At 54.9% G+C, this 13787-nt stretch carries 14 protein-coding genes and 1 pseudogene; 8 read left to right on the top strand and 7 right to left on the bottom strand.

Going from position 1 to position 13787, the window contains the following annotated elements; translation table 11 throughout:
- Positions 1–457: 457 nt before the first annotated feature.
- Entirely contained in the window at positions 458–541 is an 84-nt protein-coding gene (mgtS, locus tag ACTU3N_RS10620; RefSeq protein ID WP_443086182.1) for a protein MgtS, read from the bottom strand.
- A gap of 256 nt (positions 542–797) precedes the next feature.
- Between mgtS and ACTU3N_RS10615 the strand changes: the two genes are divergently transcribed.
- Positions 798–1211 (top strand): rhodanese-like domain-containing protein, encoded by a 414-nt coding sequence (locus tag ACTU3N_RS10615; protein ID WP_443086092.1) that lies wholly within the window; start codon positions 798–800, stop codon positions 1209–1211.
- 185 nt (positions 1212–1396) lie between these two features.
- Complete coding sequence (locus ACTU3N_RS10610) at positions 1397–2500, top strand: cobalamin-independent methionine synthase II family protein (protein ID WP_443086091.1); 1104 nt, start codon at positions 1397–1399, stop codon at positions 2498–2500.
- Positions 2501–2527: 27 nt separating this feature from the next.
- Here the strand turns inward: ACTU3N_RS10610 and ydeE are convergent.
- Positions 2528–3711: pseudogene (ydeE, locus tag ACTU3N_RS10605) on the bottom strand (efflux MFS transporter YdeE).
- Between the two features lie 188 nt (positions 3712–3899).
- Here ydeE and eamA point away from each other — a divergent pair.
- Positions 3900–4796, top strand: a complete 897-nt coding sequence (eamA, locus tag ACTU3N_RS10600) for an O-acetylserine/cysteine exporter (protein WP_443086090.1) — start codon at positions 3900–3902, stop codon at positions 4794–4796.
- Positions 4797–4827: 31 nt separating this feature from the next.
- On the opposite strand, the gene marB is transcribed toward eamA, so the two are convergent.
- The 4 genes from marB to ACTU3N_RS10580 form a co-directional block, all read right to left on the bottom strand.
- Complete coding sequence (marB, locus tag ACTU3N_RS10595; RefSeq protein WP_443086089.1) at positions 4828–5043, bottom strand: multiple antibiotic resistance protein MarB; 216 nt, start codon at positions 5041–5043, stop codon at positions 4828–4830.
- Positions 5044–5073: 30 nt separating this feature from the next.
- Positions 5074–5457, bottom strand: coding sequence for an MDR efflux pump AcrAB transcriptional activator MarA (gene marA / locus ACTU3N_RS10590; protein WP_443086088.1), 384 nt, complete (start codon positions 5455–5457; stop codon positions 5074–5076).
- 22 nt (positions 5458–5479) lie between these two features.
- Positions 5480–5914 (bottom strand): multiple antibiotic resistance transcriptional regulator MarR, encoded by a 435-nt coding sequence (marR, locus tag ACTU3N_RS10585; RefSeq protein ID WP_443086087.1) that lies wholly within the window; start codon positions 5912–5914, stop codon positions 5480–5482.
- A 243-nt stretch (positions 5915–6157) separates the two neighbouring features.
- The gene (locus ACTU3N_RS10580; protein ID WP_443086086.1) at positions 6158–7354 is read right to left on the bottom strand and encodes a sugar transporter; all 1197 of its coding nucleotides are present in this window, start codon (positions 7352–7354) and stop codon (positions 6158–6160) included.
- A 170-nt stretch (positions 7355–7524) separates the two neighbouring features.
- Between ACTU3N_RS10580 and ACTU3N_RS10575 the strand changes: the two genes are divergently transcribed.
- Positions 7525–8316 (top strand): PhzF family phenazine biosynthesis protein, encoded by a 792-nt coding sequence (locus ACTU3N_RS10575; protein ID WP_443086085.1) that lies wholly within the window; start codon positions 7525–7527, stop codon positions 8314–8316.
- A 4-nt stretch (positions 8317–8320) separates the two neighbouring features.
- Here the strand turns inward: ACTU3N_RS10575 and ptrR are convergent, their stop codons facing one another.
- On the bottom strand, positions 8321–9184 hold the full coding sequence (gene ptrR / locus ACTU3N_RS10570) for a putrescine utilization regulator PtrR (RefSeq protein WP_443086084.1): 864 nt from the start codon (positions 9182–9184) through the stop codon (positions 8321–8323).
- Between the two features lie 119 nt (positions 9185–9303).
- On the opposite strand from ptrR, the gene sad reads away from it, so the two are divergent.
- The 4 genes from sad to ACTU3N_RS10550 all read left to right on the top strand — a co-directional run bounded on the left by sad (position 9304) and on the right by ACTU3N_RS10550 (position 13734).
- On the top strand, positions 9304–10692 hold the full coding sequence (sad, locus tag ACTU3N_RS10565; protein ID WP_443086083.1) for a succinate-semialdehyde dehydrogenase: 1389 nt from the start codon (positions 9304–9306) through the stop codon (positions 10690–10692).
- A 141-nt stretch (positions 10693–10833) separates the two neighbouring features.
- Positions 10834–12390 (top strand): methyl-accepting chemotaxis protein, encoded by a 1557-nt coding sequence (locus tag ACTU3N_RS10560; RefSeq protein WP_443086082.1) that lies wholly within the window; start codon positions 10834–10836, stop codon positions 12388–12390.
- Positions 12391–12445: 55 nt separating this feature from the next.
- On the top strand, positions 12446–13372 hold the full coding sequence (gene glsB / locus ACTU3N_RS10555) for a glutaminase B (RefSeq protein WP_443086081.1): 927 nt from the start codon (positions 12446–12448) through the stop codon (positions 13370–13372).
- Entirely contained in the window at positions 13372–13734 is a 363-nt protein-coding gene (locus ACTU3N_RS10550; RefSeq protein WP_443086080.1) for a DUF4186 domain-containing protein, read from the top strand. The genes glsB and ACTU3N_RS10550 overlap by 1 nt, the downstream gene beginning before the upstream one ends.
- The last annotated feature ends 53 nt before the right edge of the window (positions 13735–13787 follow it).

The following is a 13787-nucleotide window of genomic DNA, read 5'->3' as shown; positions in this document are numbered from 1 at the left end:
GGCTGGTGTTGGCCCGGACGAAATGCTGTAAATAAAAACGTCTGACTGTTGCAAACCGGGCATCGAAATTTGATATTCGGAATATCCCCTCCGGTCTGTTGAGTGGAATCCCGACGTTAACACACTCAGGGTAATGTGGAAGATATATCGTTAAAATTTCAATAGCAAAACGTTTCGCCAGCCATTTTTCAGACATATTTTTTTGTATACAGTGAATATTAACAATTTATTTACTACGAAAACGTTGCCGTTTGGTTTAGGCGCTATTGAAGTTTACGTTGATACAGTAATAACCAACACGGCTCTTCCTATATGTGGCCTGTTTTACACAATATAACAAATATCCATGCAAGCATTTGCCGCCGGTTATCCGGCGGTTTTTTTTTATCGATACAAAATAAACGGCCCCTGGCATAAATGCATAAAGGGCCGCTGTTAAAAGAAATATCACCGGAATTTAATCATCCCAATTATGGCTAAAATAAGCAGCGAGAAAACCAGTCAGTAAGATAATCCCAATGATCTCCATAAAGACATACATATTTCCATGCATATGAACCTCCTTTTACTGTACCACCTGACGATTTACCTTAATTCTTCTGTTGTGCTGAACAAATAATAACCTGGCGAATATCAATAGATCCTGAACTGGAAAATGAGTCCGAATGTATACTGTGCCGCGCCTTTAGCGGGCGCGGCAGCGAAGTGAGTCCAGCGCTTTTACTAGTATAGTGTGGGCGAGTGGCGAAAATTCTGGATTTTGTTAGATTAGTGTTAACACTAACCGGAGAGCCACTATGAGCTATGTCACCGACATTCCCGCCGCCTCACCCGAAGAAGCCGTCAGCCATTTTCAGCACCGTCTGAGCGTAGAAACAGACTGCGCGGATGTGCACCACGCCATGACCCATAACGAGCAAGACTTTGTGCTGCTGCATGTCGTTGGCAGCCCGCAAGCTTTTGCCCGCCGCCATCTCCCGGGTGCACTGCATTTGCCGCACGCGCAGATGACCGCTGAGCGAATGCAGCAGTGGCCTGCCGATACGCTGTTTGTTGTTTATTGTGCCGGGCCGCACTGCAACGGTGCCGATCGGGCTGCGCTGAAACTGGCGCGGATGGGCCTTGCGGTGAAGATTATGCTCGGTGGCGTGACCGGCTGGGAAGATGAAGGCTATAGCTTTGCCAGCAGCGAAGAGTACGCAGGCGCGTAAAAGACATTTTTTCACCCAGCACGCATGAACATGAAACTTATTCATGTGACGTGAAATTTTCTCGATTGCTGCCCGGCGGTGGATATGACATTTTATTTGGACATTTAGCCGTCCGGAAGGCTAAAGATTTCCATAATAAACTATCACGCCGGGCAATCATTTGTCGGGCTATTGAGGAGAGTATCATGCAGCGACATCAGGCCCCGTTCCGTGCAGACGTCGTCGGAAGTTTTTTACGCCCCGACGCTATCAAACACGCCCGCCAGCAATTTGCTCAGGGTGCGCTTTCCGCTACGGAATTACGCCGTGTCGAAGATGAAGCTATTCGCCATGTGGTTGAGCAACAGTGCGCCTGCGGTCTGCATGTGGTGACCGATGGCGAGTTCCGCCGCGCCTGGTGGCATTTCGATTTCTTTGATGGCCTGGAAGGGGTGGAGCGCTATGACTCTGACCAGGGCATTCAGTTTAACGGTGTGCAGACTAAAGCTCACGGGGTGCGTGTGACCGGTAAGCTTGGCTTTGGCAGCCACCCGATGCTGGACGATTTCCGCTTTCTGAAAAGCATCAGCGGTAACGCCGAGCCAAAAATGACCATCCCCAGCCCAAGCGTGCTGCATTTTCGCGGCGGGCGTAAGGACATCGACGCGCGCGTTTACCCGCAGCTCGATGCCTATTTTGACGATCTGGCGACCACCTGGCGTGATGCTATCCAGGCGTTTTACGCCGCTGGCTGCCGCTATCTCCAGCTGGACGATACCGTCTGGGCTTACCTTTGCTCAGACGATCAGCGCCGCCAGATCCGCGAGCGCGGCGAAGACCCGGATGAGCTGGCACGCATTTATGCCCGCGTCCTGAATAAAGCGCTGGAAGGGAAACCGGATGATTTGACTATCGGTTTACACGTTTGCCGCGGTAATTTCCGTTCGACCTGGATCTCCGAGGGCGGGTATGAGCCGGTCGCTGAGGTGCTGTTTGGTAGCGTGAATGTGGACGCCTTCTTCCTTGAGTATGATAACGACCGTTCAGGTGACTTTGCGCCGCTGCGCTTTGTCCGCCCCGGTAAACAGCAAGTAGTGCTGGGCCTGATAACCACCAAAAACGGTGAGCTGGAAAACCCGGACGGTGTGAAAGCACGGCTTCAGGAAGCGGCTCAGTATGTTGATATCAACCAGATTTGCCTTAGCCCGCAATGTGGCTTCGCCTCGACGGAAGAGGGAAACAGCCTGACGCCGGAGCAGCAGTGGGAAAAAGTGCGCCTGGTGACGCACATTGCTGAGCAGGTATGGTAAACAAGCGGCGCATGATGCGCCGTTTTTTTACACCGGGATCGCGTTCCATGGCTTGATCTGCATCCCGCGCAGCATCATCAGCCAGGCCAGCATAATCAATACGCTGAGAATGACAAACAGTGACCAGGGCGGCAGCGCCGTAAGGATTATCCCGGTGAATAGCGGGTTCATCGCCGCCCCGAACCAGCCTAAGGCCTGGGCGGAGAAATAAGTGGCTTTCATGCCTGGCGGCGCGATGTTATCAATAAGAAGGTATTCGCCGGGTGCATAAATCACCTCGCCAAGTGTGAATACCGCCGCCGCAAAGCCCCACAGCCAGAGGTTATTGCCTGACAGCATAAAGCCATACAGCCCAAGAATGAAACATACCGTACCGAAGGCCATCAGCGGGCGCAGGTTTGTGGCGGTCAGCCTGCGGCCCACCGCATATTGCAGCGTGACGACAACAGCCGCATTGACCGGCAGTATGACCGCGATGACTTTTTCAGCAAATTCGTTATTGGCAACGACCATCACATATTGTGCAAGGCAGGAGGCAAAAGAGCCGCAAACAAACGAGGCCAGCACATTGGAGAGGGTAAACCAGCCCAGCGCCCGGTCTTTGAGCAACACCGAAGGCGTCCAGTTTGCCGCGCCGTCAGGGCCGCTGCCCACGGCGATTCGCTGCACAAAAACGTGGATAAAGACTAACGGGAAAGCCGCGCACACGGCGGCCAGCAAAAACGGCAGGTTGATACTGTACATCACCAGCAGCGTGCCGAGCGGCGGGCCGACAGTCCAGCCGATATTCAAAAAGGTGTAGTTGAGTGAAAACACCTTTGTTTGGTGGCGGCAGGCAGCGTGTCGGAAAAATACGCTTTCAGCACGGTAGAAAAGACCGAGTAGGAGCAGTTGATTAACGCAAAAAAAAGCACAACCAGCACGGCGTTGTTTGAAAGCGGAATACCTGCAAAGCCTGCAATAAAGGCAACGATTGCCAGCACCATATAGCGTTTTTTATCAAACTTATCGGCCAGCATGCCAAACCCAAGGCCAAACGCCACGCCGATGCTTAACGCAATCGACATCGCATAGCCGACTTGCTCAACGCTCATCCCGTATTGGCGATTCAGGTAGATAGTCATAAAGGGCAGGGTAGCGCCGCGCCCGATTGTCAATAAAAGTGAAGAAAGAAGCAGCGCAGCGGTGGAGCGTGTTTGTGTTGTTATCATCATGTACCCGACATGCTTGTTCTAATTTTTACGTTCTTTTAACAGATAGCATGCCATATAAGGCCAGCACAACAGATGATTTGTCGTCAGGTGCCATTTTACCCTGCCCAAATTAAGGATCTGTTACTCGACGCATTTTTAAGATAACGTAAATTTGTTGACAAAAATTTAAACAACGAGGGCGCAAGATGGCGCGAAAAGATGTGCTGCTGGCGATGCTGGTGGTGGTTGCGTGGGGGCTAAACTTTGTGGTCATCAAAGTGGGGCTGCATAATATGCCTCCGCTTCTGCTGGCAGGGTTGCGTTTTGTGCTGGTGGCCTTTCCGGCTATTTTGTTTGTCGCGCGCCCAAAAGTGCCGCTGCGTTTGCTGCTCGGTTACGGTTTGACCATCAGTTTCGGGCAATTTGCCTTCCTTTTTTGCGCCATCAAGTTTGGCATACCCGCCGGGCTGGCGTCTCTGGTGCTACAGGCACAGGCGTTTTTTACCATTATCCTTGGCGCAGGGGTGTTTGGCGAACGCTTACAGGCAAAACAACTGGTGGGGATAACGCTTGCCGTGTTTGGCGTGCTGGTGTTGATAGAGACCAGTATGACGGGGCAGCATGTGCCGCTGCTGGGTTTTATGCTGACGCTGGCTGGCGCGTTTAGCTGGGCCTGTGGCAATATCTTCAACAAAAAAATCATGCAGCACAGCTCGCGACCGGCCGTGATGTCGCTGGTGGTCTGGAGCGCGTTAATCCCTATTGCGCCCTTCGCAGTGGCTTCCCTTATTTTTGACGGCCCGGCAACGATTTTACAAAGCGTGGTCGCTATTGATACCACGACCTTGTTGTCGCTGGTTTACCTGGCGTTTATCGCCACCATTCTTGGCTATGGTATCTGGGGCGCGCTGTTAGGGCGATATGAAACCTGGCGCGTGGCACCGCTCTCTTTGCTGGTTCCGGTAGTCGGGATGGCGAGCGCGGCCTTGTTGCTTGATGAAAAACTCTCGGTGTTACAGCTGGCGGGGGCGGGGCTGATTATGGCCGGACTGTATATTAATGTCTTTGGTTTGCGTCTGCGTCGCAAGGTTATTGCGGGGTAAAAAAAGCCCCGCATCATGCGGGGCAAAACGATTAGCTGCGCTGATTATAATAGGGCACACCTAACTCGTCGGATTTGTCACTGCCCGCGCCCATATGGTTGAAGTCATAGGGTGAAGCGTGCCCGGCGGCGGGTAATACCATCGAGCCGGGCGTGCTTTGCTGTGCAGGGTGTGTAACCTGTTCCGCATAACTCTGGCCACAAATCAGCACCATCAGGGCGACGGCAGCACAGGCAATACGTTTCATACTTTCCTCGATACGTCTTTTAGCAGGCGATTAGCAATTACAATGATTGAGCGGGTAGAGATACCGGGATTCAGCGGGTATATCTGTTACGCGAAATTTATGCGGCGGCACGTCGAAATAGTTTTTAAACGTGCGCGTCAGGGTCTGCTGAGATTCAAATCCGTAACGCTCCGCCAGATACAGGATCGGCTCATTGCTTTCCTTAAGCTTCTGCGCAATTTCGGTCAGCTTGCGGCTGCGAATGTATTGACCCAGTGAATGACCAGTCTCTTTCTTAAACATCCGTTGCAGGTGCCACTTTGAGTAACCTGAGCGCTCTGAGACCTTTTCCAGCGACAGCGGCGACTCCAGATTGTCCTCGATCCAGTCCAAAATGCTATGAATGGTGATAGCGTCAGTATTGCGTCTGGACATCGTCATACCTCTTTGTTTTTTTTTACGGCAGGATTTTCTTAAGCAAATACTCAAGGGTTGCCACTTCTTCTGCCGTTAAGTTTTTTGTTAATTCTTGATGCAGGTTTTGCCCTACCAGTGAATGACATTGCTCACATAACGCTGCGCCTTCGGCAGTCAGTTGCACCAGCACGCCGCGTTTATCATTCGGGTTCGGGTTTCGTTCGATCCAGCCTTTGCACACCAGTCTGTCCAGCATGCGGGTCAGGGCGCCAAGATCGACGGAAAGCACTTTTTTCAGTTCGACCGGGGTAATGCAGACTTCACAGCGAATGGAGCAGAGCACCTTGAACTGCGTCGCGGTGATGTCCAGCGGCGAAAGATAGTCGTTGAGTAAACGATCTTTTTTTTGATTAACCATATGGATCAAGCGACCAAGCGGAATGATTTCGTTAAACAGATCACTCGTGCTTTTCATAATGGTTGCCCCGGCAAGTAGATTAGTCACGGCAGATATTATTGCTCAGGCAAATATAAGTCAATCGAATGAATTCATGGATGCCACTAATTGCTAAAACGTGTCGTGCAAAACGCATGGCTAACCTAACAGGCTGAATTGATGTGTCTTATGGCAGGTTACGCTTTGAAGGGATACAAAAGGTTTGCTCAACTAGCGGGAGAAGCAATGCCGGAGCGTGAGGTTCTGCTCCGGCTCTGAGGCTTAAATATGCGCGGTGTGCTCGTCGAGTTTTACCGGCCAGCGGCGGAAAATCACCACCGACCACACCAGCGCGACGATGGCGGGAAGCGCGCCTGCATAGCCAATCGCTTCCATAGACCCGTGCAGGCTGACCTGATTACCGACCAGCGCGCCCGCGCCGATACCGATATTGAAAATACCGGAAAACAGCGCCATCGCCACATCGGTCGCATCCGGTGCCAGCGCCAGCACTTTGACCTGCATACCCAGGCCGATAATCATGATAGCCACGCCCCAGAAAATGCTCAGTAGCGCCAGATGCATTTCGCTACCGGAAGCGGGCAGCAGCCCAAGCAGTGACAGCACCAGCAGGCCGATGGCGCTACTGACAAGCGTCGAAGCGTGCTGGTTGCCCAGCTTGCCAAACAGCAGGCTTCCCACAATCCCCGCAGCGCCGAGGATCAGCAGTAAAACGGTCGCGAAACTGGCACCGAAACCGGCAACATTTTGCACAAAAGGTTCGATATAGCTGTAAGCGGTATAGTGCGCGGTTACGACAACCACGGTTAACAGATAAATACACATCAGCGCCGGGCGGCGGAACAGCACCGGCAGGCTTTTCAGCGAGCCGGAGTGTTCGCTTGGCAGAGGCGGAAGCAGCTTCACCAGGCACACCAGCGTGACGAGCGCGCCCATACCGATGGCAAAAAAAGTGCTGCGCCAGCCAAAATATTGCCCGACTAACCGGCCTATGGGTAAGCCGAGCACCATCGCCAGCGCCGTACCGGTAGCAATCAGGCTCAGCGCCTGCGCGCGTTTGCCCGCCGGGGCAAGGCGAATCGCCAGCGAGGCGGTAATCGACCAGAAAATAGCGTGGGCGAAAGCAATACCGATACGGCTCATCACCAGCACGGTAAAGTTCCAGGCAAGGAACGACAACACATGGCTGGCAATAAATAAAACAAACAGGCCAATCAGCAACTTACGCCGCTCCATCTGGCTGGTCAGCAGCATAAACGGCAGCGACATAAGCGCGACCACCCAGGCGTAGATGGTCAGCATGATCCCCACCTGCGCGGTTTCCATATGAAAACTACTGGCGATATCCGACAGCAGGCCAACGGGCACAAACTCGGTAGTGTTAAAAATAAAAGCAGCAACGGCCAGCGTCACTACCCGTAGCCACGCGACTTTTCGGGAAACCGTATTCGTAGTCATAAATGTTTTTTAAGCAGGATTGGGGAAAAAGAAGAGGAGAAGATCTTAAAGCTTTTGCTGGCGAAAATACAAACATTTTGTGATGTAGATCCCGTTTTTTATTTGTGGTGGTGATGCCTGTTGAATCCGCAAAAAATAAGGGGCAAAACAGAAAGCCAGGAGGAGACCAGATGCAAACAATTGACATCTATTTTGTGGATGCATTTAGCGACAGGACTTTTGGCGGCAACGTTGCTGCCGTTTGCCCGCTCACTGAATGGCTGCCTGATGCGCTGTTGTTGAAAATGGCGCAGCAACATAATCAGTCAGAGACCGCTTTTTTCGTGCGTAACGACAGTGGTTTCGAGCTGCGCTGGTTTACCACGCAGTATGAAATCGACCTTTGCGGCCATGCGACGCTTGCCGCCGCACATGTGATTTTTGAATACCTTGATTACCCGGCGACGGAAATCCTGTTCGCGACCCGTTTTGCTGGCCCGCTAAGCGTGTCGCGTAACGGCGACTGGCTGGCGCTCAATTTCCCGGCCTGGTCTACCGAAGCGGTAGCGCAGCCGCCCGCGCTGCTGTTCGAAAGCCTGGGTATTAATAGTGCTGTGGAGGTGCGCCTCGGGCGTGATTACCTGGTGGTGCTGCAAAGCCAGGCGCAGGTGGAAGCGCTACAACCGGACATCAGCGCTATGCAGGGGCTGGGCAAAATGGTCTGCGTGTCGGCGCCAGGCGAGACGGTGGATTTTGTCAGCCGCTTTTTCTGCCCCGGTGAATCGGTCGCCGAAGATCCGGTGACCGGCTCCGCGCACAGCATGCTCATCCCGTACTGGCACGATAAGCTTAATAAAACAGCGATGCAGGCCCGGCAGGTTTCCGTGCGCGGCGGCGATCTGCGCTGCGAATGGCAGGGCGATCGCGTGCTGATTAGCGGCCAGGCGACGCTCTACCTGCTGGGTAAGATCTTTTTGCGCTGAGTGCTCAGGGAGTCTCGATATCCAGTAAATCGATAAAGGCCTCCAGGTGGCGGGTTTTCGCGCCGCGCCGCCACACCAGCCAGGTCGTGAGCCAGCGCCACTCCTGCGCCAGCGGCCAGGCGTCAACCTGCTGATGACCAGGCATACTTTCCAGCATGCTGCGCGGTATCAGCGCCAGCCCTGCGCCCGCAATTACACATGCCAGCATGCCGTGATAGGACTCCATCTCGTGGATTTTACCCGGCGTTGCGCGCCCGGCCTGAAACCAGCTTTCAAAATGGCGGCGATAGGAGCAGTTGGCGCGAAAGGCGTAAATGCTGGCACCGTTGACCTGCGATGCGCAGGTTATCGGTTCATGCCCGCGCGGGGCGACAATCATCATCTCCTCACGATAGACAGGAATGCCTTCCAGCCCCGGATGCATCACCGGGCCGTCAACAAACGCTGCGCTCAGCTCGCCCTCCAGCACACCATCGATCATCGTACCGGAAGGACCGGTCGAGAGATCGAACTGAATGCGCGGGTAGCGTTGGTTGTACTGTGCCAGCGTTTGCGGAATGCGCACCGCCGCCGTGCTTTCCAGCGCGCCGAGGGAAAACAGCCCCTGGGGTTCATCCCCGGCCACCACCATCCGCGCTTCATCCACCAGCGCCAGGATCTGCTGGCTGTAGCGCAAAAAGCTGTGCCCGGCGGGGGAGAGGCGCAGGCGCTGGTTCTCGCGAATAAACAAATCCACCCCCAGGTCAGCCTCCAGCTGACGGATACGCGTTGTCAGGTTTGACGGAACGCGGTGCACCTTTTGTGCGGCCTGGGTAATACTGCCGGTCTGCGCCACGGCGTTAAACATCTCCAGCTGCGTTAAATCCATACCGTTCTCGATTTGTGAATAGTGGCGTTAATATTATTCATTTTTCAGAAATAGTAAATCGGGCCACTATTATGCAAGACCTTTAATCTGTATACCGCAACATGATAAGAGAGAACAGAATGTCGATAACGCCTGTGACCCATGCTATTTCTATTAACCCGGCGACGGGTGGAACCCTCAGCACGACGCCCTGGGCGAGCCGTGAAGAGGTAGACGCCGCGCTCGAACTGGCCGCCAGCGGCTATCGCCAGTGGCGCCAGACAAGTGTTGCCGAGCGCGCGCAAAAACTGCGTGATGTTGGCGCAGTGCTGCGTGTGCGTGGCGAAGAGATGGCGCAAATGATGAGCCGGGAGATGGGCAAACCTATCCTGCAGGCGCGGGCCGAAGTCAATAAATCCGCCGCGTTGTGCGACTGGTATGCTGAACATGGCCCGGCCATGCTAGCAAGCGAGCCGACGCAGGTTGAAGAGAACCGCGCGCGTATTGAGTACCGTCCACTGGGGCCTGTGCTTGCCGTGATGCCGTGGAACTTCCCGCTGTGGCAGGTGCTGCGCGGTGCCGTACCGATTCTGCTGGCCGGAAACAGCTATTTGCTGAAACATGCGCCGAACGTGCTGGGAAGTGCGGCGCTTATTGCGGAAATTTTCGTGCAGGCGGGCGTAGCGAAAGGCGTGTTTGGCTGGATTAATGCCACCAACGATGGCGTCAGCCAGGCGATTAATGACCCGCGAATCGCTGCCATCACCGTGACCGGCAGCGTGCGGGCAGGAGCAGCCATTGGCGCGCAGGCGGGTGCCGCGCTGAAAAAATGCGTACTGGAGCTGGGCGGGTCCGATCCTTTTATTGTGCTCAAAGATGCGGACATCGATCTGGCGGTGAAAGCCGCGGTTGCCGGGCGTTACCAGAACACCGGGCAGGTTTGCGCTGCCGCTAAACGTTTTATCGTGGAAGAGAGCATCGCACAGGCCTTTACCGATAAATTTGTCGCCGCTGCCGCTGCGCTAAAACAGGGCACGCCGGAAGACGAAGAAAACTACCTCGGCCCGATGGCGCGTTTTGATTTGCGTGACGAGCTGCATGCGCAGGTGCAGGCGAGCGTGAAAGAGGGAGCGAAGCTGGTGCTGGGCGGCGAAAAAACGCCGGGCACGGGCAACTACTATCCTGCCACGGTATTGACCCATGTCACGCCGGAAATGACGGCGTTTCGCCAGGAACTGTTTGGCCCGGTGGCGGCTATCAGTATCGTCCGTGATGCACAGCATGCGCTGGAACTGGCCAATGACAGCGATTTCGGCCTCTCTGCGACGGTCTTTACGGCAGATGAAGCGCTGGCTGCCCAGTTTGCCGAACGCCTTGAGTGCGGCGGGGTGTTTATCAATGGCTACAGCGCCAGTGATGCTCGCGTTGCCTTTGGCGGCGTGAAGAAGAGCGGTTTTGGCCGTGAGCTGTCGCACTTTGGCCTGCACGAGTTTTGTAATGTGCAAACGGTCTGGAAAGATCGTCTCTAAGCGCCAGGCGCGCCCCGACGGGGTGCGCCATCACTCGCTGTAATGGAAGTGTCATGATCCTTTTGTAGACTCGCACTACCCGTGTGGTTATAGAAGAATATCATGAACTTAATGCAAATTTTCCGCCGGTTTTTTCGGCGTATGACTCCCCGACAGTTTGGTTTGTTAGCCGGCATTTTTTGCATCATTGCACTCTTTTCCGCGCTGCAAATAACCTCTTCCGTGGTGCTTTCCGCTTCATTGCGCAACGCACAGCATAATGAACAGCAAAATCAACAGGCACATTTACAGCAAGTCAGGGTTGATGAAGCCCGCGTCGCGCTGCTTACCGCAAGCGATCTGCTTAACCGGGCAGGCGTCTATTTTATGCAGGATAAAGAAACCGGTTCAGAAGGCAGCTGGCATAGCCTGATGGATGAAACGCACAGCGCGCTCGAGGCCTCGCAGAACGCCTGGCAAGCGTGGCTGGCACTGGATCCTCCGCCGGATGAGGGGCTGGTAAACAGCTATCAGCTGTTTTACGGCGCGCTGAAAGAGCAGGCGGACGGGCTGGTAAAAAACCAGTCGATTGATGCGTTTTTTGCCGTTCCGGCGCAGGCGTTTCAGGCGGATTTTAACGATAATTACGCGCGCTTCCAGCAGGCCAGCGAAATCCAGGCTGAACAAGGCCGCCAGACGTTGATGGATAATCTTACCCGCCTGCAACACGTCTTTTTGCTGGTTCCTGTGGTGTTGGTGGCGATCGCCGTGCTGGTGTGGTTTGCTATGTCCCGCTGGGTTATCGTGCCGCTGCGCCGGTTGATTGCGCACATTAATATTCTGGCGGCAGGCGATCTCGGCACGCCGCTGCCGCAGGTGGCCTGTTTCAACCGCGAGATAAACCAGCTCAGCCAGAGTATCGACAGCATGCAGCAGGGGCTACAGCAACTGGTGATGCAGGTCAGCGATGCCACCACTTCGATGGTGAATACGATAGAGAGCCTGGCCCAGGGCAATCAGTCGCTGTTTCAGCAATCGGCAAAACAGGCGCAGGAGCTGGCCGATGTCACTGAGCACATTGCTACCCTGGAGTCGCACATCGAGGGCAATAACGGCTTTGCCGAGCAGGCGCGCCAGCAGGCGGACGAAGCGCGTGAGGTGGCGGCCGGTGGCGACAGAATGATGGATACGGTGAATCAGTCCATGCGGGAGATCGTCGAACGCTCGGCGGAGATGCGCAATATTGTGGCCATGATTGATGGCGTCGCTTTCCAGACAAACATTCTGGCGCTGAATGCGGCAATTGAAGCGGCGCACGCAGGCGAGCATGGGCGCGGCTTTGCGGTCGTCGCCAGAGAGGTCGGTTTGCTGGCGCGTAAGAGCAGCCATTCCACGCAAACTATTCAGGAGCTGATTAACCACTCATTACAGGGCATCACGGATGGCACGCAGGCGGTCAGTAAACTGGAAGATAACCTGCAAAAAGTCACCGGCCTGGTAGGGCATTTAAGCGGCGTGCTGAATGAAATCTCAATGGCAACGCTGAGCCAGGGAGAGAGCATTCACCAGATGACGCGACGCCTGCACTCGCTTGGCAGCGTTGCGCGCCGTACCGGCGAGCTGGTCAGTACGGCGAGCGAAGCATCGCAGCGGCTGCATAATGATTCCCACCAGTTATTGCAGGCCGTTGCGCGTTTTCGCCTGCCTGCGCTGGCGTGACCCGGATGCTTTGATATACTCACAGCCCGTTTTTGGCTGTGGGCAAGGAGTCAGTGTGGTTTTGGCGATGGATAATGGCGTCCTGGAGGCAGTACTTGCCCAGGTGCGCCCGCTGCTTGGCCGGGGCAAAGTGGCGGATTATATTCCGGCGCTGGCCTCGGTGAGCGGCAACAAACTGGGTATTGCTGTCAGTACCGTCACCGGAGAGCATTTTCAGGCCGGGGATGCCAGTGAGCGCTTCTCTATTCAGTCGATTTCCAAGGTGTTAAGCCTGGTGGTCGCCATGAATCACTATCCGGAAGAGGAGATCTGGCGGCGCGTGGGCAAAGATCCCTCCGGGCAGCCTTTTAACTCCCTGCTACAGTTAGAAATTGAGCAGGGTAAACCGCGCAATCCGTTTATTAATGCCGGGGCGCTGGTGGTCTGCGATATGCTGCAAAGCCGCCTCAGCGCGCCGCGCCAACGTATGCTGGAAGTGGTACGTAAGCTCGCCGGTGTGGATTCCCTGGCGTATGACAGCACCGTGGCACGTTCTGAGTTCGAACACTCCGCGCGCAATGCGGCCATCGCCTGGCTAATGAAGTCTTTTGGTAATTTCGACAACGATGTTGCCACCGTCCTGCAAAACTATTTTCACTACTGCGCGCTGAAAATGAGCTGTGTCGAACTGGCGCGAACCTTTTTATTTCTCGCGCATGGCGGCCATGCCAGCCACCTTGCATCACCGGTGGTGACGCCGATGCAGGCACGCCAGGTGAACGCGCTGATGGCGACGAGTGGTATGTACCAGAACGCCGGGGAATTCGCCTGGCGTGTCGGGCTTCCGGCAAAATCGGGCGTCGGCGGGGGGATTGTGGCGATTGTGCCGCATGAGATGGCGATTGCCGTCTGGAGCCCGGAACTGGATGCGGCGGGCAATTCGCTGGCGGGCGTTGCGGCGCTGGAAGCCCTGACGCAGCGGCTGGGGAGATCGGTGTTCTGATGAGTGATTTAGCGCCGCTGTTTGCGCGCCTGTCGCGCTCCACTTTTCGTTCACGCTTTCGTCTTGGTACGAAAGAGCGGCAATACTGCCTTGATAAGGGCGCGCAAGTGATAGCATCCCATGCCGCGGATTTTGTTGCGCAGCGCCTGGCGCCGGCACAGCCACATAATGACGGCAAGCAGACTCCGATGCGCGGGCATCCGGTGTTTATCGCCCAGCACGCAACGGCCACCTGTTGTCGCGGCTGCCTGGCGAAATGGCACAATATCCCTTACGGAAATCCTTTAACAGAAGCACAACAACAGTATATTGTTGAGGTTATCTATCACTGGTTGGTGTTACAGATGAATACACCACGCTAAAAACATTGCACCAGGCTGCGAACCGTAAGGTAAGCCCGCCACGCTGCAAGCCA

The organism is Vagococcus sp. WN89Y (genome assembly GCF_052220145.1).
Classification (GTDB): domain Bacteria; phylum Pseudomonadota; class Gammaproteobacteria; order Enterobacterales; family Enterobacteriaceae; genus Kosakonia.
The sequence above is the reverse complement of the archived record's forward strand: the minus strand, read 5'-3'. Positions and strand labels throughout refer to the sequence as shown.